General features: G+C 41.4%; 15 protein-coding genes. 5 read left to right on the plus strand and 10 right to left on the minus strand.

Annotated elements, in window-relative coordinates; genetic code table 11:
* Window positions 1-250 precede the first annotated feature (250 nt).
* A complete protein-coding gene (gene dsbD / locus AC0SAP_RS01310) occupies window positions 251-2,083 on the plus strand; it encodes a protein-disulfide reductase DsbD (protein WP_473382505.1) in 1,833 nt (610 codons plus the stop codon).
* A gap of 147 nt (window positions 2,084-2,230) precedes the next feature.
* Here the strand turns inward: dsbD and murA are convergent, their stop codons facing one another.
* Window positions 2,231-3,505: a UDP-N-acetylglucosamine 1-carboxyvinyltransferase gene (gene murA, locus AC0SAP_RS01315; protein WP_473382506.1), complete on the minus strand. Its 1,275-nt coding sequence runs from the start codon at window positions 3,503-3,505 to the stop codon at window positions 2,231-2,233.
* Complete coding sequence (locus tag AC0SAP_RS01320; RefSeq protein WP_473382508.1) at window positions 3,505-3,744, minus strand: BolA family protein; 240 nt, start codon at window positions 3,742-3,744, stop codon at window positions 3,505-3,507. The genes murA and AC0SAP_RS01320 overlap by 1 nt, the downstream gene beginning before the upstream one ends.
* 450 nt (window positions 3,745-4,194) lie before the next feature.
* Here AC0SAP_RS01320 and AC0SAP_RS01325 point away from each other — a divergent pair, with 450 nt between their 5' ends.
* Window positions 4,195-5,955, plus strand: a complete 1,761-nt coding sequence (locus AC0SAP_RS01325; RefSeq protein ID WP_473382509.1) for a hypothetical protein — start codon at window positions 4,195-4,197, stop codon at window positions 5,953-5,955.
* Between the two features lie 257 nt (window positions 5,956-6,212).
* On the opposite strand, the gene AC0SAP_RS01330 is transcribed toward AC0SAP_RS01325, so the two are convergent.
* The 6 genes from AC0SAP_RS01330 to AC0SAP_RS01355 all read right to left on the minus strand — a co-directional run bounded on the left by AC0SAP_RS01330 (window position 6,213) and on the right by AC0SAP_RS01355 (window position 13,074).
* Window positions 6,213-6,989: a succinate dehydrogenase iron-sulfur subunit gene (locus AC0SAP_RS01330; RefSeq protein ID WP_094568074.1), complete on the minus strand. Its 777-nt coding sequence runs from the start codon at window positions 6,987-6,989 to the stop codon at window positions 6,213-6,215.
* Between the two features lie 45 nt (window positions 6,990-7,034).
* On the minus strand, window positions 7,035-8,837 hold the full coding sequence (sdhA, locus tag AC0SAP_RS01335) for a succinate dehydrogenase flavoprotein subunit (RefSeq protein WP_286479328.1): 1,803 nt from the start codon (window positions 8,835-8,837) through the stop codon (window positions 7,035-7,037).
* A gap of 68 nt (window positions 8,838-8,905) precedes the next feature.
* Window positions 8,906-9,307, minus strand: a complete 402-nt coding sequence (gene sdhD, locus AC0SAP_RS01340; protein WP_109235481.1) for a succinate dehydrogenase, hydrophobic membrane anchor protein — start codon at window positions 9,305-9,307, stop codon at window positions 8,906-8,908.
* Between the two features lie 9 nt (window positions 9,308-9,316).
* Window positions 9,317-9,706 (minus strand): succinate dehydrogenase, cytochrome b556 subunit, encoded by a 390-nt coding sequence (sdhC, locus tag AC0SAP_RS01345; protein WP_109235482.1) that lies wholly within the window; start codon window positions 9,704-9,706, stop codon window positions 9,317-9,319.
* 147 nt (window positions 9,707-9,853) lie between these two features.
* On the minus strand, window positions 9,854-11,875 hold the full coding sequence (locus AC0SAP_RS01350; RefSeq protein WP_473382512.1) for a MacB family efflux pump subunit: 2,022 nt from the start codon (window positions 11,873-11,875) through the stop codon (window positions 9,854-9,856).
* Window positions 11,875-13,074 carry an efflux RND transporter periplasmic adaptor subunit gene (locus AC0SAP_RS01355; protein WP_473382513.1) on the minus strand — a complete coding sequence of 400 codons (1,200 nt, stop codon included), beginning with the start codon at window positions 13,072-13,074 and terminating at the stop codon, window positions 11,875-11,877. The genes AC0SAP_RS01350 and AC0SAP_RS01355 overlap by 1 nt, the downstream gene beginning before the upstream one ends.
* Window positions 13,075-13,800: 726 nt before the next feature.
* Here AC0SAP_RS01355 and AC0SAP_RS01360 point away from each other — a divergent pair.
* Complete coding sequence (locus AC0SAP_RS01360) at window positions 13,801-14,703, plus strand: hypothetical protein (protein ID WP_473382515.1); 903 nt, start codon at window positions 13,801-13,803, stop codon at window positions 14,701-14,703.
* A gap of 144 nt (window positions 14,704-14,847) precedes the next feature.
* Here AC0SAP_RS01360 and secA read toward each other — a convergent pair whose 3' ends face one another.
* On the minus strand, window positions 14,848-17,616 hold the full coding sequence (gene secA / locus AC0SAP_RS01365) for a preprotein translocase subunit SecA (RefSeq protein ID WP_473382516.1): 2,769 nt from the start codon (window positions 17,614-17,616) through the stop codon (window positions 14,848-14,850).
* Between the two features lie 219 nt (window positions 17,617-17,835).
* Entirely contained in the window at window positions 17,836-18,984 is a 1,149-nt protein-coding gene (gene proB, locus AC0SAP_RS01370) for a glutamate 5-kinase (RefSeq protein ID WP_286479340.1), read from the minus strand.
* A 720-nt stretch (window positions 18,985-19,704) separates the two neighbouring features.
* On the opposite strand from proB, the gene leuC reads away from it, so the two are divergent.
* Both leuC and leuD read left to right on the plus strand, forming a co-directional pair.
* A complete protein-coding gene (leuC, locus tag AC0SAP_RS01375; RefSeq protein WP_473382518.1) occupies window positions 19,705-21,111 on the plus strand; it encodes a 3-isopropylmalate dehydratase large subunit in 1,407 nt (468 codons plus the stop codon).
* A gap of 18 nt (window positions 21,112-21,129) precedes the next feature.
* On the plus strand, window positions 21,130-21,786 hold the full coding sequence (gene leuD / locus AC0SAP_RS01380) for a 3-isopropylmalate dehydratase small subunit (RefSeq protein ID WP_094568083.1): 657 nt from the start codon (window positions 21,130-21,132) through the stop codon (window positions 21,784-21,786).
* Window positions 21,787-21,921: the final 135 nt, after the last annotated feature.

The following is a 21,921-nucleotide window of genomic DNA, read 5'->3' on the forward strand; positions in this document are numbered from 1 at the left end:
GTATTATGTGTAATAGTTACTCTACCATTAGATAGAATGAGATATACCCCCTTGCCCTCTTATGGTATCTTGCCCTCATTATCCTATTTATAATAGAACTAAATAAAACTGAGATAAAACTTAGATAGTACTTAGATAAAGCTAGAATAAGTAGAGAGCTACAAACAATAAAAAGCAATAAAGAAAGCAATAAAGCAAGTCATAAAAAAGTCATAAGAAAGTAACACGATTATCGCAAGGGTCTAAAAGGATGTTAAAAATCAAAACAATTCAAAATTGGTTGTTTGTCTTACTGCTCATTGTGACTGGAATACTCTTTCAGCCCATATCAGCACAGACACTCTTCAATCAGTCTCAAGGTATTACTCCCCCTAAGATTGGTATCGATCCGACAAAGTTGCTCAAGCCGACTGAAGCCTTTATACCGAAAATACATCTACAACAGAGCGATCGCGAGGGAGGAGAGCATCAGCTTCTTCTCTTATGGGAGATCAATCCTGATTACTATCTCTATAAAGAGAAGATCGATCTACAGCTTAAAAATGGCAATGGAGAGATCATCGATATTGTGCTTCCTCGAGGGGTTGAGCATGAAGATGAATTTTTTGGGCAACAAGAGATCTATGATAGTGCCACCATTATCCCCTTTACCGTAAAAAGTGATGGGATCAATACCGGTTACTTTAATATTGAGGCACAAGGATGTGCGAAGAGCGGATACTGCTTTGCACCACAAAATTATGAAATAGCGTTAGAGATCGATCCTTCCATCGATAGAGATCTTGATCAGATCAGAGAGGTTGCTACTAAGTTTAAGAGTGAATCGATCCCGGAGATTACCTCAGAACATGACCGTTTAACGCAATATCTCTATGATAATGAGTATTTAGCGATCCCTCTCTTCTTTCTTTTAGGTCTACTTCTCACCTTTACTCCTTGTGTATTGCCTATGCTTCCAATTCTCTCTGGAATCTTGACTCGAAGTGGCAATCTCTCTCCGAAAGAGGGGTTTACCATCTCGCTAGTCTATGTTTTAGCAATGGCATTGGTCTATACCCTCTTAGGACTATTAGCCGCCTACTTCGGCAAAGGATTAGCTGCTTACCTGCAAAACGCTTATGTCTTAATCGGTTTTGGCTTACTTTTTGTACTACTTTCACTCTCGATGTTTGGTCTCTATCAACTCCAGATGCCGGCAGCCATCCAGTCAAAATTGAGTGCGCTGAGCAATAAACAATCCAATAAAAATAGTTATTGGGGTACGGCGATTATGGGAATGCTCTCTGCGTTAATTGTAGGCCCCTGTGTTACCGCGCCGCTCATTGGCATTATCACCCTTGTTGCTCAATCACAAAACTACCTATTAGGTGGGGCTGCACTCTTTGCAATGAGCTTAGGTATGGGCGTGCCGCTCCTTATTTTAGGCGCATCTTCAGGTCATCTTCTTCCTAAAGCAGGTCCTTGGATGGATAAGATCAAAGTATTATTTGGATTTATGCTATTGGGACTTGCAGCCTATTTTATCGGTAGAACCCTGCCTTTCTATTGGGAGCAGACGCTCTATGCCGTTATTGCATTGGCAACCTTTATCTGGCTAATGGTCACCGTTGTAGAGAGCGGACCTAAAGCACGCCTCTTCTTTGGAGCATTAGCATTAGCAACCCTCTTCTTTGGTATCCATTCCATCCATGAGTCAGGGAAAAAGATAGAGACAGCTCTCTTTACCCCTATTAAAGGAATTTCTGGCCTTAATGAAGCTCTTTCAGATAACAATCAGCGCGTGACGATGTTAGAGTTTAATGCGGATTGGTGTGTTGCTTGTAAAGAGATGGAGAAATATGTCTTTAGTGATCCTGAAGTTAAGAGTGAGATGGCTAAAATCAATCTCTTAGTAGCTGACATTACAGAAAATGATCGTCATGATCAGAGATTGCAAGAACATTTTGAGATCTATGGACCACCAGCGATGCTCTTCTTTGCACCTAATGGTGAGGAGATTCCTCAGTTACGAGTGATGGGAAGTGTACCGAAAGAGGAGTTTTTAAATCATCTTCGAACAATCATCAATCATTACAATAATTAATAGAGTGACATAAAAAGAGCCTCAAAGATTTATCTTCGAGGCTCTCTTTTTGCGCGGAATAAGTGCAAATGAGTCATTTATGATCAACTATAAATAGCACTTATTTATAGATAGCTCTTCACAGAGACAGAGATACTGATAGAATCCTCAATCAATGACAACTCGCTCGATTTTCGCACCTAAATTCGTCAATTTCTCTTCAATAGAATCATATCCTCGATCTAGATGGTGTAGTGCGCCGATCATCGTTGTCCCTTCGGCCACCAATCCTGCAAGAATTAATGCCGCTGAAGCACGGAGATCTGTTGCTGTAACACTCGCTCCAGATAATCGTGAAACGCCCTCAACAAGCGCTAAGCGATTGTTGATCTTAATATCTGCCCCCATACGGGCTAACTCATTAGCATGCATAAAGCGATTTTCAAAAATGGTCTCTGTAATTGTTGATGTTCCCTCTGAAATCGCTGCCATCGCCATAAATTGAGCCTGCATATCGGTTGCTAAGAGTGGATAGGGTGCTGTCTTAAGTCGAAGTGCTTTTAATTTCGGCTCTCCGGCATAGACTCTAATGGTAGATTCCCCCACTTCGACATTAGCGCCCGCTTGTCTTAATGCCGCAGTGACAGCTTCAAGATGCTCTGGGATACAATCGATAATTGTCACATCTCCAAATGTCATCGCCGCAGCGACCATATAGGTACCAATCTCAATACGATCAGGCATAACACTATATTCACCGCCACCTAGCTTCTCAACACCGGTAATTGTTAAACGATCGGTTCCGATCCCTTCAATTTTTGCACCAATACTATTGAGCATATTGGCAAGATCACTCACTTCCGGCTCTTTTGCGCAATTATCTAAAACAGTTACGCCATCAGCAAGTACAGCTGCCATTAAGACATTTTCAACACCGGTGACTGTTACTACATCAAAAGTATGATGCGTTCCCTTAAGGCGTTTCTCTTTTGCTGTTGCTAAGACATAGCCATGCTCAATTTTAATATCAGCACCTAATGCTTCCATACCTAAGAGATGTTGATCTACAGGGCGACTACCGATCGGACATCCGCCCGGCAAGGAGACCTCTGCATGGCCAAATTTTGCCAACATGGGACCTAAAACTAATATCGACGCTCGCATCTGAATAACAAGGTCATGATTTGCTCGTGTCTTTCTGATCGAACGCGGATCAACAATTAATGTCGACCCGTCAAATTCTACCTTAGCCCCTAAATCTTCCAATATTTTTGATAAAACAATCACATCTTGAAGTTTAGGAACATTCTTTAATACAACCGGCTCTGTTGCTAAAATTGTCGCAGCAAGAATAGGAAGAACGGCATTTTTAGCCCCACTTGCGCTCACAGAGCCCTTTAGCGGACCATTGCCTTCTACTAGAAGTCGCTCTTTTCCACTCATTATTTGCTCCATTCAGATGGCTTGTAGGTTTTTAATGCTAATGCATGAATCTCTTCCGTTTCAAGACGATCACCTAAGGCGGAGTAGACCAATTTATGCTGCTTCAACATCGATAACCCTTCAAACTCTGGGCTGACAATAATCGCTTCAAAGTGAACACCATCATCCCCTTTAACCTCAATGTAATCACACTGAAGACCCGCCTCAATAAGCTCTCTCACTTTATCTTTTGTCATCATCTTTAATATTCCTTATACCGAATTAAACGTGATGGAATGTGATTTTTACCCACTTTCTGCTCACAACATTGAAAAACATTTCCCCCTATTATGCCATGATCCCAATGATGAATGGCATATATCGATCAAATTAATACACTCCTTCCCCACTCTTCCCCTACCCTTGCTCTCAAAGAGGTAATCAAGCGGATAGTGCAAAGAATCTTCTTTATGGCCCAACTCAAATAGTTACATTGAAAAAGGGGGAATTGCATTTGAAATAGAGCAAGAAATTGTGCAAAAGCCTCTTCTAATAGAATCCAATAGAGCGCTACTGGTGGTTAAATTTTGATCAAAATAAAGCTTCAGATTAGGAAAAAGGGCGAGCTCTTTGTTAACATGAGTAATCATTGTACGCTTAGATCAACTCTCTAGCGTTATTAGAGAATCAATTATATGAAGGATCAACCAATGCAATATAGAGCGTTATCTCAACACTCTTCTTCTAAAAAAACCTCCACTTCTACCCTTTTTCAGGTTATTTTCAGCCTAATACTGATTATTACGATCGGTTTAACACCCCCCCTCTCTGCACAAGAAACAATTGCTGAAAATGAAGCTTATGCCGTTTTAGAGGCGACTGAAAAATCGATTATTGATACTCAAGAGAAGATCAATGAAGCTAAAAAAGAGCTCACATCTGCCGACTCTGAAGAATCAGCGGCCGCAATTAAAGAGCGAATTGAACAGCTACAATCTCGCCTCAATCAGGCCAGAAATGAGTTTGAAAAATATGCTTTAGGGGGAATTGATCTTCACTATATTAAAGAGAAGGAGAATATTACCGATCTCAACTACGATTGGCAGGCGGAATTACTTCAGATTGTTCAGCCGGTCTTTGCCGAGATTCAGAGATTAACGCAAAACTCTCGTGAGCGCGATACCCTAACTCGTGATCTCTCTCTCTACAATGAAAAAATTGAGCAACTCGAGAAGGGGTTAGAATTTTTACAGAAAGCGCCTTTTGAGCAACTTACACCCGAGTCACAAAAGCGATTAGAGGTGATTCAGAGTAATTGGGAAACCTTTTTAACTGATCTTCTGCGAGAGCGTGATCGGACCCAAACGCTTTTAGATGCAATGGTAACCGATAAGAGCTTTATGGAATCCCTCAAAGATGGATTGCTCGATTTTATTAAAGGGCGCGGACTTATTCTTGTCGTCTCCTTTTCCACCTTTATTTTAGTACTCTATCTCTTAACAAAAGGGATGGATCTTCTGATTGCAAGAAGAGCTAAAAAAGAGCAAGGGATGATTCAACGGGTTAATTTAAAGGGTCGACTACTTCTACTCGCCTATCGTGTTTTTTCCGTTGTTGTCTCTGTTATCGCTTATCTTATTGTTCTCCACGCTATGGGCGATATGGTTCTCTTTGGAATTGCGATCTTAATTCTATTGGCGCTTATTTTCGCTTTTCGTAATTATGTTCCTAAATATTTTTCGGAGATTCGTCTTTTTCTCAACTTAGGATCAGCCCGACAAGGAGAGCGTGTTATCTATCGGGGTATTCCCTGGCGTATTGAAAGGATCACACTCTATAGTGCAACACTTGTCAATCCTGCAATCGATAATGGTCGCATTCGCCTAATGTTGCCGGAGCTAGCAACATTAACCTCTCGTCCACTACAAAGTGATGAGATCTGGTTCCCTGCTAAAGTAGGTGACAGCTTTATTCTGCCTAATGGTGTCTTTGGAGAAGTTAAACGAATCACGCCAGAGTCGGTCTATCTCAACTCATTTAATAGTACGATTATCTACCCTGCTCCTGACTTTATTGCCGGAGCACCGACAAACCTCTCTTATGGTTACTATGCAGTTGCTGATTTTGGGCTCTCTTATAAACACTTTGCCACACCTGTTGATGAGATCTTTACAAAATTGAAAGCCTATATTGAAGAGTTTCTCTCTCATACAGGGATGCATGATCAATATAACTCTATCAGTGTAGAATTTAGACGTATCAATGAGGGGATCTCTCTCGTCTATACCGTAATTGTGGCAATGAAAGGCTCAGGTGCCGGCTACTACTTCCAGTCAGGAAGGCTGTTACAAGAAGCTTGCCTTCGTTGTGCGCAAAAAGAGGGCTGGAGTATGCCTTTTACCAATATTGAGATGCGAGATAACAATCATCGCGTGATTGATGTAACACCCCACTCGGCAACACTCTCATAGTCCAGCACTCGATAGCTCGATATCTTAAAACTTAAGTCATCGAATTATTTAAGGTCAAGCTAAATACTCATTATCATAAGCAATAGTAAATTGTAAATGGTAAACAACAAATAACCAATAGCTTAATAACAGATAGTATAGATAGTGTAATAAAAAAGCGATAAAAAAAGTGCCGATCATCTGATCGGCACTTCTATTTTACTTTCCCTTTTAATGATGGCGTTTCAATTTCACGCCTTCATCATCTTTCATCATTATTAATGTCTTGCAACCATTAACTTCTTAATTTCTGCAATCGCTTTTGCAGGATTCAAGCCTTTCGGACAGGTATTAGTACAGTTCATGATTGTATGACAACGATAGAGCTTAAATGGATCTTCTAACATATCAAGACGCTCCCCTTTGTACTCATCACGCGAGTCAGAGATAAAGCGATATGCCTGAAGTAATACTGCAGGACCAAGATATTTATCAGAATTCCACCAGTAGCTCGGGCATGAGGTAGAACATGATGCACAGAGGATACACTCATAGTAACCATCAAGCTTACGACGCTCATCGATTGATTGTAATCGCTCGCGTGGTGGTGTCGCTGTATCTGTCTGCAACCATGGTTTAATCGATGCATATTGCGCATAAAAATGTGTTAAATCTGGAACTAAGTCCTTAACAACATGCATATGCGGTAATGGATTGATGGTCACTTCGCCATCTTTAACAGAGCTAATTGCCTTTGTACATGCAAGCGTATTAGTACCATCAATATTCATAGCACAAGAACCACACACACCTTCACGGCATGAACGACGAAGCGTTAAAGTTGGATCCATTGTGTTTTTAATAAGAAGTAACGCATCAAGAATCATCGGACCACAAGCGTCAAGATCAACTTCATAACGATCATAACGTGGGTTTTCACCGGTATCAGGATTCCAACGATATACTTTAAAGACTCTTTTATTGGTCGCATTTTCGTTTTTAAAGAACTTACCTTCTTTAACAACCGAATTTGCGGGTAATTTAAATTCAGCCATAATCTTTTCCTTTCTATTTAACCTTTCTTCACTAATCTGTTGCTATTAGTAAGTACGTTCTTTAGGTTCGATATACGCTACTTCATCAGTTAACGTATAGGTGTGAACAGGACGATAGTCGATCTTCACATCACCATTTTCATCAACCCACGCATATGTGTGCTTCATCCAGTTAACATCATCACGATGAGGATAATCTTCACGGGCATGCGCTCCACGTGATTCTGTACGATTGATTGCAGACTTCACAGTTGCAACTGCACAGATTAAAAGGTTAGATAACTCAAGAGTTTCAACTAAGTCTGAGTTCCAGATAAGACTTCTATCATGCACTTTGATATCTGCAAATTGTTTAAATGCTTCATCAACACGTCTGACACCATCTTCTAGAGTCTCTTGCATACGGAATACAGCAACATCTTCCTGCATTGCACGTTGCATCTTATCGCGTAATTCAGCCGTTGGGATACTACCATCAGCGTGACGAATTTTGTCGAAACGATCTAAGATATCGATTACTTTTTGATCATCTAATGGTTTGTGCGCTGCGCCTGGCTCTAAAATTTCTGCTGCACGATTCGCTGCTGCACGACCAAAAACAACTAAGTCTAAAAGGGAGTTAGATCCTAAACGGTTAGCACCATGTACTGATACGCATGCTGCTTCCCCAATTGCCATAAGGCCGGGAACTACTGAATCTGGATCGCCATCTTTTAATGTTACAACTTCACCATGGTAGTTGGTTGGAACACCGCCCATGTTGTAGTGAACTGTTGGAATAACAGGAATCGGCTCTTTACGAACATCGACGTCAGCGAAGATTCTTGCACTCTCAGCGATACTTGGAAGACGCTCTTCAATCACCTCAGGACCTAAATGCTCAAGGTGGAGGAAGATGTGATCTTTTTTAGGACCGACACCGCGACCTTCACGAATCTCGATCAACATAGAGCGTGAAACAACGTCACGTGATGCAAGGTCTTTTGCGTTTGGTGCGTAACGCTCCATGAAACGCTCGCCATTAGAGTTAGTGAGATAACCCCCTTCACCACGAACACCTTCTGTAATTAAGCAACCTGCACCATAAATACCTGTTGGATGGAATTGAACGAACTCCATATCTTGCAGTGGTAAGCCGGCACGTGCAACCATTCCGTTACCATCTCCTGTACAAGTATGTGCTGAAGTTGCAGAGAAGTATGCACGACCATAACCACCTGTCGCTAAAACAACCATCTGCGCACGGAATACATGCATTGAACCATCAGCTAAATCCCAAGCCACAACTCCACGACACTCACCTTCATCCATAAGAAGGTCAATTGCAAAGTACTCAATGTAGAACTCTGCATTATGTTTGAGTGACTGTTGATAGAGCGTATGAAGCATTGCATGCCCTGTTCTATCTGCTGCCGCACAAGTTCTTTGCGCTTGGCCTTCCCCAAAGTTGGTTGTCATTCCACCAAATGGGCGTTGATAAATCTTGCCTTCTTCTGTACGAGAGAAAGGAAGACCATAATGCTCAAGCTCTAAAATTGCAGGAATTGCTTCACGACACATATATTCGATAGCATCCTGGTCACCTAACCAGTCAGACCCTTTAACCGTGTCATACATATGCCAGCGCCAATCATCTTCACCCATGTTACCAAGCGCTGCTGATACACCACCTTGTGCCGCAACAGTATGTGAACGGGTTGGGAATACTTTTGTAACACAAGCGGTTTTTAAACCTTTTTCTGCCATACCGAGCGTTGCACGAAGGCCTGCGCCACCTGCACCTACAACGACAACGTCATAGACATGCTCATGAATCTTATAATCTTTATACTCTTTTAAGTTACTCATCGATTAAAACTCCGAGAATTATTATTCTGTAAAATTTCTACATCTTCTAGATATTAGTGCATACACAATTAGTGCATCATCATGGTGCTAACGATAAATCCAACGCGGATAATAGCCCAGACAATTGCAACACCAATCACAGATAAGATCACACGCATCGCACTTAAAATAACAATGCGTTGGCAGGTCTTACTGACATAGTCCTCGATAAGAACTTGAAGGCCTAAAATAGCGTGATAGATTCCTGCAACGACTAAAACAACCAAAAGAACGGTATTCATCGGAGTTCCCACCCAGAATAATACCTCTTCAAAACTTTTACCATATAGGCTTGCAAATGAGAAAGCGAACCAGAGAAAGAGCAGTGCTAAAACAACAGCAGAGACTTTTTGTGCTAACCAAGAGACAGAACCTGCATGAGCTGATCCTAAACCTTTAACGCGACCTAATGGGGTTTGATATCTTTTCATAACGCTTCCTTATGCTGCAAAACCAACAATAAGAATAAGAACCGCTAAAACAGGAGCAGCGATCTGTACGATCTTCGCGCTCTTTTTAGCTGATTCAATATCCACACCTTTTCCGGCATCCCAAAAGAGATGACGAATGCCGTTACAAAAATGGTAACAAGCAGCGAATGTTCCAAGAATAACAAGGAGCACTACAAAAGGATTTTTTAAGAAAGCGGTCATTGTGGCAAATGCACTTGGACCTGCTGCTAAACTTACCAACCAAGCACCAATGACTAGTAGAACTAACACCAACGCAACGCCGGAGGCACGATGCAAAATACTCATTACCGAAGTAACTTGCCATTTGTATCCGCTACCGAGCATAAATGGCGATAAAGGCCGTTTATTTTGACTCATAGATAGACTCCAATTAATAAAAAATAAAACATACAGATTAAACCTAAGTTGCATCAGTTTGCCAAGTTATGACAAATATTTCAATCTCCCATTCATAAATAGGTGAGATATTGTTGAGATATTGCGCAGATTGCTGATAGATTCAGCTTAGGAACGCTCTAATGCTTCTATAGGTGCGAGCTCTGCTGCCTTTTTTGCCGGGAAGAAGCCAAAAAGGATCCCGATCAAAAATGCAGCAATAAAGGAGAAGATAATTGAGGGTAACGAAAAGCTTAATGGAATCATTCCTCCTAGTTGTTTTAATATAAACCCTGTAGAGAGCGCTAAAGCGACCCCTACTACTCCTCCAATAAGGCAGACTAACACCGATTCAATAAGAAACTGTTGAGATATATCACTTTTACGAGCGCCAACCGCCATGCGCATTCCGATCTCTTTAGTTCTCTCAGCAACAGAGACTAAAAGAATATTCATGACTCCTATCCCACCAACTAGTAGAGAAATTAACGCAATTGCCGTCACTAAAATTCGCATAATTAACGTTGTTGACTCTACCATCTCCTTAATGGCATCCGCGTTATAGATAAAGAAATCCTTTTTTCCATGCAGATCAGTCAATAGGTCGGTAATACTATTTTCTGCTAATGCCATATTGACATCATCATCGACCCTGACTGTAATATTTCTAAATGATGTCCCACCGGTTAGGCGATGCATTGCACTTGAGTAGGGAATCCAGATAGTCATCGTATCACTACTAAACATTCCTTGGGATTTCGAAGTGGCAACACCAATCACTCGAACAGGTAATTGCCCTATAATAATGACCTCACCAATAGGACTCTTCCCTTCACTAAAAAAGGTTTTCACGCCATTTTCATCAATCACAGCTTCAAGTGCGAGTGACAGTTCACTCGCTTCATCAAATGCGATTCCTTCAGTTATCTCATAACCTTGCACATCAAAAAATTGCGCACCTACCCCTTGAATCTGAGTATTGATTGCCGATTGATTACCATATCGCGCTTCAACTACAGTTGAGACAACAGGGGTCACACTATGAATAAAGGGGAGTTTTTTAAGTGCCTCAACATCTGCTGGGCGTAGCGACTGCACACTCTGAGAGCGTCGATCCCCAAAGCCGGTGCCAGGATAGATTGTTAATGTATTAGTCCCCATCTGTCGAATATCTGCAATAATCTGATCTGTCGATCCTCGACCTAATGCGATCACCAGTACAACTGCGGCAATCCCTATAATAATCCCAAGCATCGTTAAAAATGTTCGAAGTCTCTGCATCAACATAGAGAGAATCGCCATATTAAAGGCATTACTGATACGTAGGCCAAGATGGGAGAGTCCCGAAGCTCGCTTCCAGCTCTTCTGCTCTTTTTGAGTCGCTTCACTCTCCGATTCTACGTTATTTTGAGCAGTATTTTGGGCGGAAATTTGTCGCTCATCACCAATAATCAGTCCATCTTTAATCTCGATAATACGATCTGCATGACTTGCGACATCAGGATCATGCGTCACCATAATAATGGTATGCCCTGCATGATTGAGATCTTTTAAGATACCTAATACCGCAGCACCACTCTCGCTATCTAATGCGCCCGTCGGCTCATCTGCAAGAATGATCTCTCCCCCATTCATAAGCGCTCGCGCAATACTGACCCTCTGTTGTTGCCCACCTGAAAGTTGGGTTGGATAGTAATTGACTCGCTCTGAGAGCCCTAATTGCGTTAATAACTCTTCTGCCCGTTGATGGCGGAGCGACCCCGGCATTCCCGAATAGATCGCCGGCATCTCAACATTTCCTTTAGCAGTTAAACTATTAAGAAGGTGGTAACGCTGAAAGATAAAGCCGAAATGCTCCCTTCGAAGCTCAGCAAGCTCATCATCACTATAGTGCGCTATATCTCTCCCTTTAAAATAATAACTCCCGGCAGAGAGATAATCTAATCCCCCTATAATATTCATTAGGGTCGATTTTCCTGAACCTGAAGCACCCATAATCGCGATAAACTCACCCTCTTCAATTGAGAGTGTGATCCCTTTTAAAACCTCAACAGAGAGATCCCCCGATTGAAATGAGCGACGAAGGTCCCTCAATTGAATGAGTGGTTCTAAAGATCCTTTTGAAGATTGCCCTAAATCATCCCTATTCATTACCGTCTTCTTCCCATCATTCCCATGCTGCCGGCATTATTATAGCCGGTAGATTCTGCTGTGATAACACGATCTCCCTCTTGAAGCCCTGAGATGACCTCCACAGAGATACTATTAGAGAGCCCTGTTTTAATCGTCCGTGGCACGATCTTACCACTCTCTTCATCTTCTAGGACCCAGACAACTCGTTCCCCCTTTGGAGCTGTTACCGCCGGCATTGTTGATGGCTTAAAGCGAAGGGCCGCCATAGGGATCATCAAAACATTCTCTTTCTCTTCCAAAATAATATGCACTTGCGTCGACATACCGATATAGAAGAGATTGTTAAGATTTTCTACATCGAACAGACCATTATAGTAGACCGCTTCATTAAAATTGGTGACAACATTACCAATGGTTGTCTGAAAAGATTCTGTTGCCGGCTCAATCTGACGTAAAATCGCCTCATAACGCTGGTTAGGCTCCCCTAAAATAGTAAAGTAAGCTTTCATTCCAGGATGAAGTTTTGTCACATCCGCCTCGGAGATTTGCGCTTTTATGGTCATTGTCGAAAGATCTGCAACTTTAACGATCGTCGGTGCAGTCTGGGTCGAGTTAACTGTCTGTCCCTCTTTAACAACGGTCGCGACAACCATTCCATCAATAGGTGAAGTGATCTTTGTGTAATCGAGATTAAGCTCAGCAGTATCAAGGGCTATTTGCGCCTGCGCTATCTGTGCAATGAGAGCATCAACTTCCGCATCTAAAACCTTTAAAGTAGCCTCTGCCTGATCAAGTTCATTTTGAGTTGTAGCACCATTTCGGATCAATTTCTGTTGTCTCTCCAAATTGATTCGAGCATTGAGAAGTTGTGCCTCTTTAGCCGCTTTGGAAGCGATCATATTTTTTAAGCGAGCTTCACTATCTTTGACTGCATTTTGTTGTGGAAGGTCATCAATCTCAACTAAGAGATCGCCTCGAGCTACCTGATCGCCTAATTTCACATACATCTTTTTGATCTGTCCTGAGACTTGCGCTCCCACATCAATCTGATCAGATGCTTCCATTTTGCCATAAGCTAAAATACTCACCTCTAGATCCCCTCGCTCAACAGCTGTTGTGAGATAGGCAACTCGTTTTTCTGGTGCAAAATAGAGATAAGCAGAGAGAGCAAGAAGAATCAGAAGCGCACCGATAAGGTATTTTCGATATTTTTTCATAGTAATTATTTTGTTATTTCCATCTTAGAAGAGTGATTGCATCGAGTGATCAGGCGAAATGTCGATAGTGATACAATCAATCACCAACAATCTAATATTAGTACAAATTAGTACAATGAAATAGTACAACGAATCTCGAGATTAATGGAGATTTAATAGATTAATAGAGAGTAATAGAGATCAATGGAGATTAAAGGGTCTAACTCTTTAGTGAAGGTGCCTACCTAACTCAATGAAAAGTTAGATGTGAGGTTAGATAAAAATCATTCCTCAATAAAAAAGCATTGAAGGCATTCTCCTATTTATACTAAAGCACTATTAGCCCACTACTCCATTGACCGATTACAATCTTGGCATCTCTCTACTATTCTCTATTCTCTATTCTCTATTTTTCTCTACTACAGCATCGTAAAATTATCACAGTAAGATCCACTATACACAATATATCTAAATATAGAGTGTATAGATATAACGCATTTAATAGAGTCCATTTAATAGAGTTCATTTAATATGGTGCATTTATAATCTTATTTGATAAGCCTTGATCATCAATCTTATCGATGCCCCGCTCCCTCTTCGCTTGAAAGCTCCTAGCTGAAAGATCTTAAGTACAAACTCCTCTTTATTGAGCGGATCCTTTGCTTTTCCCCCTTAGTCGGTCGTACAATGAGATATTAACCTTTTAATCACCCTTTATATATCAGCAAGGATACAAGCAAGGATATTATGGATAACAGACTTCGTACAATTGATCTTGCGGTCGTCATTCAACATACTTCAAAAACTGAAGATGAAGCGCTCTATCTTGATAAAGAGGCTGCAACTGAACTTCTTCAAAGTATTGGGCAAAATATTGCAAGCCATTTCCCGGAAATTCAAAACTTCGGTCTTATCGGTGTTGGTTCAATCTACCATCTCCATCAAATCATAAGACCTGGATTCCCTATCTATACACAGCTCTTTGAGCTCTCCAAAATTCACTTTAGAGAGAAAAACTTTAAGCCTTCTATTATCGGTATCGGCACGGCTGAAGAGCAATTTGAAGTCTTTCACTTCAATAAAGAATTGAGTGAATTTGCCGATGTTTTAGAAGTTCTTCCCTTTACCGTAGTGATGCCGGAGACGCCGGAGGCGGCAGATTTTATTGAGAAAATGGAGCGTGAGCTCATTACAAAAGCACACCTCAATGGCAAGATTGTTAGCGATTTTCAGAATGCTTTTGAGCAAGATATCCTCAATATGTCTATTGTGACGCTCGCAGATCTCAATGGACTCTTTGCTTCTCAGTTGATTCAGATCGGATTAGAAGAGCTTTGGGAGATCATGCAGGCGGTAATTTTTGATCAAACAGAAAAACTCAACCAGTTAGGAAGTGGCCATATTCTCTACTGGAAGCTCGATGAAGTTGCTCTCTATGTTGCACATCCATCGATCTACGATGAAGCGATGAAAGATTATCTGCAGGACTACAAAACTTATGCATTGACAACAGATCGCCTTGAGCATCTCTTTAAGATGCATAAAATTCCTTACAGCAAAATTGAAGTGATGAATCCAGATTTCTTTAAAGAGCCTTTAACTGTCGATAACGCTAGAGCGCAGCTTACCACACATATTAAAGCGCTTTAATGTGATTTATGATTTATGATTTATGATTTATGATTTAAAGCAGTCTTGTATTTAGAGCCATTTAAATCTATTTAGATAATAAAAAAGACCTTGCAGTTTAAATTGCAAGGTCTTCTTTTATCATGCTATTGGCAATCTCTCAATTTAAGAGATCTTACCATGACAATCTTTATAACGCTTACCCGATCCACATGGGCATGGCTCATTTCGGCCTACCTGAGCAAAAGCGCCAGAATCGATATCAGCTTTAATTGCCGCTTCAGTTTCAGCAATATTTTCTTCTTTAATATTGCCAATCTCATCGATTAAACGCTCTACATCAGCAGCATTAGTTACAGAACCTTCAATCACCTTCTTCTCTGCATTTTCTGGCGCTGATAGTGCCTCTGAGAGCTCTTCCGGCGTCTCTACACGAATGACAATATTACTTAAGAAACGGATTGTTTTATAGTGAATTTGATCTAACATCGCTTCAAAAAGAATGAAGGATTCACGCTTATACTCCTGCTCAGGGCGTCGTTGACCATAAGCACGAAGTTGGATCCCTTGTCGTAAGTAATCCATCGCTGCCAAATGTTCTTTCCATTGACTATCGAGCACTTCAAGTAAAACAGATTTTTCAAAACGTCTAAATTGAGAAGGGTCAACATCTGCATTCGCCTGTTGTTTCTTCTCGGCATATTGGCGCTCACTCTCGGCGATAATCTCGTTATAGATCTCCTCTTCTGTTAAATTCGGATTCTCTTTTAACGCCTTCTCAAAATCGATCTCAATTCTAAACTCATTTTTAAGGACATCCATCAATCCGACAAGATCCCACTGCTCGGCATAACTTTGAGGGGGGATATATTTCTCGACCAGATCACCAAAGACCTGCTCACGCATCATATTAATTGCATTAGTGATATCATCTGCACGAAGAATATCATCACGCTGTTGGTAGATGATCTTACGTTGATCATTAGCGATATCATCATATTGTAAAAGATTTTTACGGATATCGAAGTTATGACCTTCAACCTTACGTTGTGCATTTTCAATAGAACGGGTAATCATGCGATGCTCTAACGCTTCACCATTCCCCATTCCTAAACTCGCCATCAAATTACGCATCTTAGGATTCATAAAGATACGCATTAAATGGTCATCAAGTGAGAGGTAGAAGCGAGAAGATCCGACATCTCCCTGTCGTCCGGCACGACCACGAAGCTGATTATCGATTCGACGAGACTCATGACGCTCTGTCCCGATAATATGTAAGCCGCCTAATGCTAATACCTGCTCTTGACGCTCTTTCGCACGAGCTCTGAGTTCTTCAAGATCTTTCTCTGTTGCATTAGGATTAGATTCTAAGAAGAGCTGCTCCTCTAACTTAACATTTCCCCCCAAAACAATATCGGTCCCACGACCTGCCATATTGGTTGCAATTGTAATTGCGCCGGGGATACCTGCTCTACCAACCACATATGCTTCTCTCTCATGCTGCTTTGCATTGAGTACTTCATGCGGGATATTCTGTTTTTTAAGAAGATCGGAGATCAATTCAGAAACTTCAACTGAAGCTGTCCCCACTAATACGGGCTGTTTACGCTCATAACAGTCGAGAATATCTTTAATAATCGCTTCATATTTCTCTTTCTGTGTGAGGTAGATTAGATCACCGTAATCCTTTCTCTGAACCGGCTTATGCGTTGGAATTACAACAACTTCAAGTCCGTAGATCTCTAAAAATTCTGGTGCTTCCGTATCGGCAGTACCGGTCATACCCGCAAGTTTTTCATAGATACGGAAATAGTTTTGGAAAGTGATAGAGGCTAATGTCTGATTTTCAGGTTTAACCTCAACACCCTCTTTCACTTCGATTGCTTGATGCAAACCATCAGACCAACGGCGTCCTGCCAAAGTTCGACCGGTATGCTCATCAACAATGACGATCTCCCCTTTTTGTACAATATAGTCAACATCACGTTGGAAAATATAGTGCGCACGCAGACAGTTATCGACATGATGATAGAGCTTAAGGTTATTACTATCGTAGAGGCTATCTCCCTCTTTTAAGAGACCAGCCTCAACAAGAAGTGATTCAAGATGCTGATGCCCTTCTTCTGTTAAGTTAACCTGTTTATCTTTCTCATTAATCTCAAAATCAACAGGCCCCTCTTCCGTTGGCTTTTGAAGATGAGGAATTAATTTATTAACAGCATGATAGAGATCTGCTCCCCCTTCAACCGGCCCTGAGATAATAAGCGGTGTTCTCGCTTCATCAATTAATATTGAGTCAACCTCATCGATCACCGCAAAAGAGAGGGGTCTTTGCACCTTTTGACTCATGTCATAGACCATATTATCGCGTAGATAATCAAACCCTAACTCATTATTAGTTGCATAGGTAATATCTGCTTGATAAGCCGCCTTCTTCTCTTCAAGACTCTGATTAGAGACTACAACGCCTACAGAGAGTCCTAAATAGTTATAGACCTTTCCCATCCACTCCGCATCTCGGCGAGCAAGATAATCATTCACCGTTACAACATGTACCCCTTTGCCGGCTAATGCATTGAGGTAGACCGCCAATGTTGCAACTAACGTTTTACCTTCCCCGGTACGCATCTCTGCAATACGGCCTTGATGCAACATATAACCACCAATAAGCTGCACATCGTAATGACGCATTCCCATCACTCGACTCGAAGCTTCTCGCATTGTGGCAAAAGCCTCTGGTAAAAGATCATCTAGAGTCTCTCCCTTTGCTAAACGCTCCTTAAAGAGAGTGGTCTGCCCCTTTAACTCCTCTTCCGACATTGCACGCATCTGCTCTTCTAATGCGTTAACCTTCGCCACATAACCTCTCGCTTCTTTAATGAGGCGATCATTACGTGTACCAAATATTTTTCGGATCAATTTATTAATCATCTGAGACCTTTAACCAAATCAAAAGTTATATGTAATTTTGTACGTAAATTTTGTACGTAGTTTTGTACGAATACGATTGTACAAATAGGAATAAATGTTGTACGAATTGTTGTATCAAGACTATCGGCTTAACGATAAGGTATTGTTAAATTTACAAGCCCTCTATAATACCCGAATTTCTCTTAAAATTTAATTGTTATCTATCAATATGGTTGTAAATTATTGTGTTTCAACCCAGTTATTTCGATGAATTAATTCATCGGTGATGATATATCCCAGCTTATTAACGATCTCATGAGATGGTGTTCGGAGAATCGACTCCACCTCCATTGCGTGATAGTTGGTCAATCCTCGCCCTACCTCTTCTCCTTGCTGATCAAGACAGAGAATAATATCCCCTCGATCAAAAGCTCCTTCAACAGAGAGGACTCCAATCGGTAGAAGACTTTTACCATCTTCCAAAAGCGCCTTAACGGCACCATCATCGATCACAATTCGTCCTTTGATCTGTTTCTGTCCAAGCATCCACCGTTTTTTAGCTGTCAAACGAGTTCCATCGGCATTTAATTTTGTCCCGATTCGTTCTCCTCTTGCAATTCCAAGCAAGGCATTTTCTCGATCCCCTTTGACAATATAGGTGGTTGTTCCAGATGTTGCCGCAATATGGGAAGCCATAATTTTGGTATACATGCCGCCGGTACCAAATCGACCACCTTCACTCGTTACCATGCTCAATAAACGCTCATCATGCGCATCTGCTTCTTCAATCATCTTAGCATCAGGGTTCTTTCTAGGATCGCTCTCATAAACGCCCTCTTGATCGGTGAGAATAATATAGACATCTGCCTCAATAAGGCTTGCAACAAGGGCTCCGAGCGTATCATTATCCCCAAACTTAATCTCTGAAAAGGAGACTGTATCATTCTCATTAATAATGGGAATCGCTTTATAATCGATCAATGTATGGATCGTATTTTTAATATTGAGATAACGTTTACGATCAGATGCATCCTCATGGGTTAAAAGGATCTGCCCAACATTGAGATCAAAAGCATTAAATCCTTTCATCCAAGCATTAACTAAGGAAGATTGACCGACCGAGGCCGCAGCTTGTAACTCATTTAGAAACTGGGGACGCTCCTCCCACTGAAGAAGCTTCATACCTTCGGCAACGGCACCCGAAGAGACCACCACAACATCGATCCCTTCCGCTTGAAGCTTACTAATCTGCGAACACCAATGGTGAATCCTTTCAGGATCGACGCCCTGCCCATCATTAGTAATCATCGCGCTGCCGATCTTAACGACCCAAACCTGTTTCTCCTGTTCAGTCTGCTTCTCTTCTCTTCTATTATTTTCTGATGCCATACCCATCAAATCCTCTTCTCAATCAATATCTCCTAATAGTAACGACGAATCTACTACTCGGACGCTTCGATATCTATCCGCTTATATTTCTGTTCTTAAAATGTTTCTCTAATCTAATAGCACTAATCTAATGACGATTAAAAACAGCCATTAAAAGTGGCAACTATTCTACCATCCTCTCACAATTTATTTGATAATATCATCTAAATGTATTACTGCTATTGTAGCGGTAGATCGAAAGTGATCATTTTTTATAATCCCCTCCCACAAGGAATCGATATCGATTTAAAAGAGTATGCTATACCCTAGTGACTCTTTTTCTACTCTTCACAAAAGAGCGTTGAAATAGATCGATTATTTCATTGCCCGTTTATAACGCATAATCAATAGTATTGCGATACCATTGGATCGATATTATATGAGGGTCAATGAGCAAGACCATTGCGCAAAAGTAGTGGAGACAATGTTAGCGTTAACAGTGCAGAGTTAACAATGTAGAGCTAATCATCATTCCGACCTTAAAATCGGACCGATCATTAAATAGTAGTGATTAAATATTGATAGTTATATATTGATGGTTAAATATTGATGACTAGATACTGATGATTAATAATCAGTGAACAGATAAATAAAGGGCCAATTTCCATAAAAATAAGATTTAAGTAAGATTTAAATCAGATTGGCGAATGACTTACTAAAGCAGATAGTGGATAGAAATAGATGACAGCAAAGACACTTTACGAAAAAATTTGGGATGATCATGTCGTACGAACAGAAGAAGATGGTACGGCGCTTCTCTATATTGATCGTCATATTATTCATGAGGTAACGAGTGCTCAGGCATTTGAAGGGCTAGAGAAAGCAGGTCGAAAGCTGTGGCGCAAAAATTCAATTGTCGCAATGGCTGATCACAATACACCGACAACAAGTGATATCGATAATATTACTGATCCCATTGCGCGTCTTCAGGTCGATACACTTCATAAGAATGCAACTGAGCATAACCTTGCCTACTTTCCCATCGGCGATATTCGTCGAGGAATTGTCCATGTTGCCGGCCCTGAACAGGGAGCAACACTTCCAGGAATGACGATTGTTTGTGGGGACTCACATACTGCAACCCATGGTGCCTTTGGCGCAATTGCCTTTGGTATTGGTACTAGTGAAGTTGAGCATGTCATGGCGACAAGCTGCTTAGTGCAGAAAAAATCAAAAACAATGAAGATCGAGGTTGTCGGAGAGTTACAACCTAATGTGACGGCTAAAGATCTTATTCTTGCCATTATCGGAAAGATCGGTACAGCTGGCGGTACCGGCTATGCAATTGAGTTCTCCGGGGAAGCGATTCGCAATCTCTCTATGGAAGGTCGTATGACGATCTGTAATATGGCGATTGAAGCGGGTGCTCGTGTCGGTTTAGTAGGCGTTGATGAGACAACTATTGAATATGTTAAAGATCGCCCCTTTGCGCCGAAAGGAGCCGATTGGGAGAAAGCCGTTCAATATTGGCAGACGCTTCATAGTGATGAAGATGCCCATTTTGATAAGGTGATTACTATCGATGCTGCAAAAATTGAACCACAAGTGAGCTGGGGAACAAGCCCGGAGATGGTGATCGGTATTAATGAGTTAATTCCAGATCCTGAAAAGGCAAGCTCCTCTGTACAAAAAGAGAGCATAGAGAAAGCGCTCAATTACATGGGCTTAAAACCGAATCAATCCCCTAAAGAGATTAAGATCGATAAGGTCTTTATCGGCTCTTGCACCAACTCAAGAATTGAAGATATTCGCGATGCAGCACGAATTGTTAAGGGTAAAAAGAAGGCTGATAATGTTAAGTTAGCTATGGTGGTTCCAGGTTCTGGCTTAGTCAAAGCAGAAGCAGAGGCTGAAGGTTTAGATAAAATCTTTATTGAGGCAGGTTTTGAGTGGCGTGAACCGGGATGCTCAATGTGTCTTGCGATGAACCCAGATCGACTAGAGCCATATGAACATTGTGCTTCTACCTCCAACCGTAACTTTGAGGGGCGTCAAGGTAATAATGGCCGCACCCATCTAGTGAGCCCCGCAATGGCAGCCGCGGCAGCGATTGCCGGCCATTTCGTTGATGTTCGTGAATTTAATTAAGATTGAGGAGTCAAATATATGCAACCTTTTGTAACCCATACTGGAATTGTTGTTCCTCTTGATCGTGCAAATGTGGATACCGATGCGATTATCCCCAAACAATTTTTAACGAGCATCTATAAAACGGGATTTGGCCCCAACCTCTTTGATGAATGGCGTTATCTTGATCGTGGTGCGCCGGGAATGGATAATAGTCAACGCCCTCTCAATATGGAGTTTCCCCTTAATAAGCCACAATATGAGGCAGCAACAATCCTTCTCGCTCGTGATAACTTTGGCTGTGGCTCCTCTCGAGAGCATGCGGTTTGGGCTTTAACAGACTACGGTTTTCGCGCTGTAATCAGCACAAGTTATTCCGATATCTTCTTTAATAACTGTTTTAAAAATGGCTTTCTTCCCATCCGCCTCACATCGGAAGAGGTCGAAAAACTCTTTCAACTTACAGATAACGTGGAAGCGCTTGAGATTGCAATCGACCTCCCTAACCAGAGTGTCACGGCAAAATCGGGAGAAGAGATCCTTGCTGGACCTTTCCATTTTGAGATCGATCCTTTCCGGAAGCACTGCTTAGTCAATGGACTTGATGATATTAGCCTTACCCTAGAGCATCAAGATGAGATTCGTGCTTATGAGAAAAAGAGAGCGGAACAAGCGCCTTGGCTCTTTAGAGAGTAATATAGAGCTAGATATATAGCGCTAGACGTATCAAAGCAGAAGCACAGAGTTAGAAGTATAGAATCAGATGCCGGCATAAAAGAGCCGGCATTTTTATACAAAAAGAGTAAGTGGTTGATTGCCATTTACCATTAA

This window comes from Ignatzschineria sp. PL_is040 (assembly GCF_055813795.1).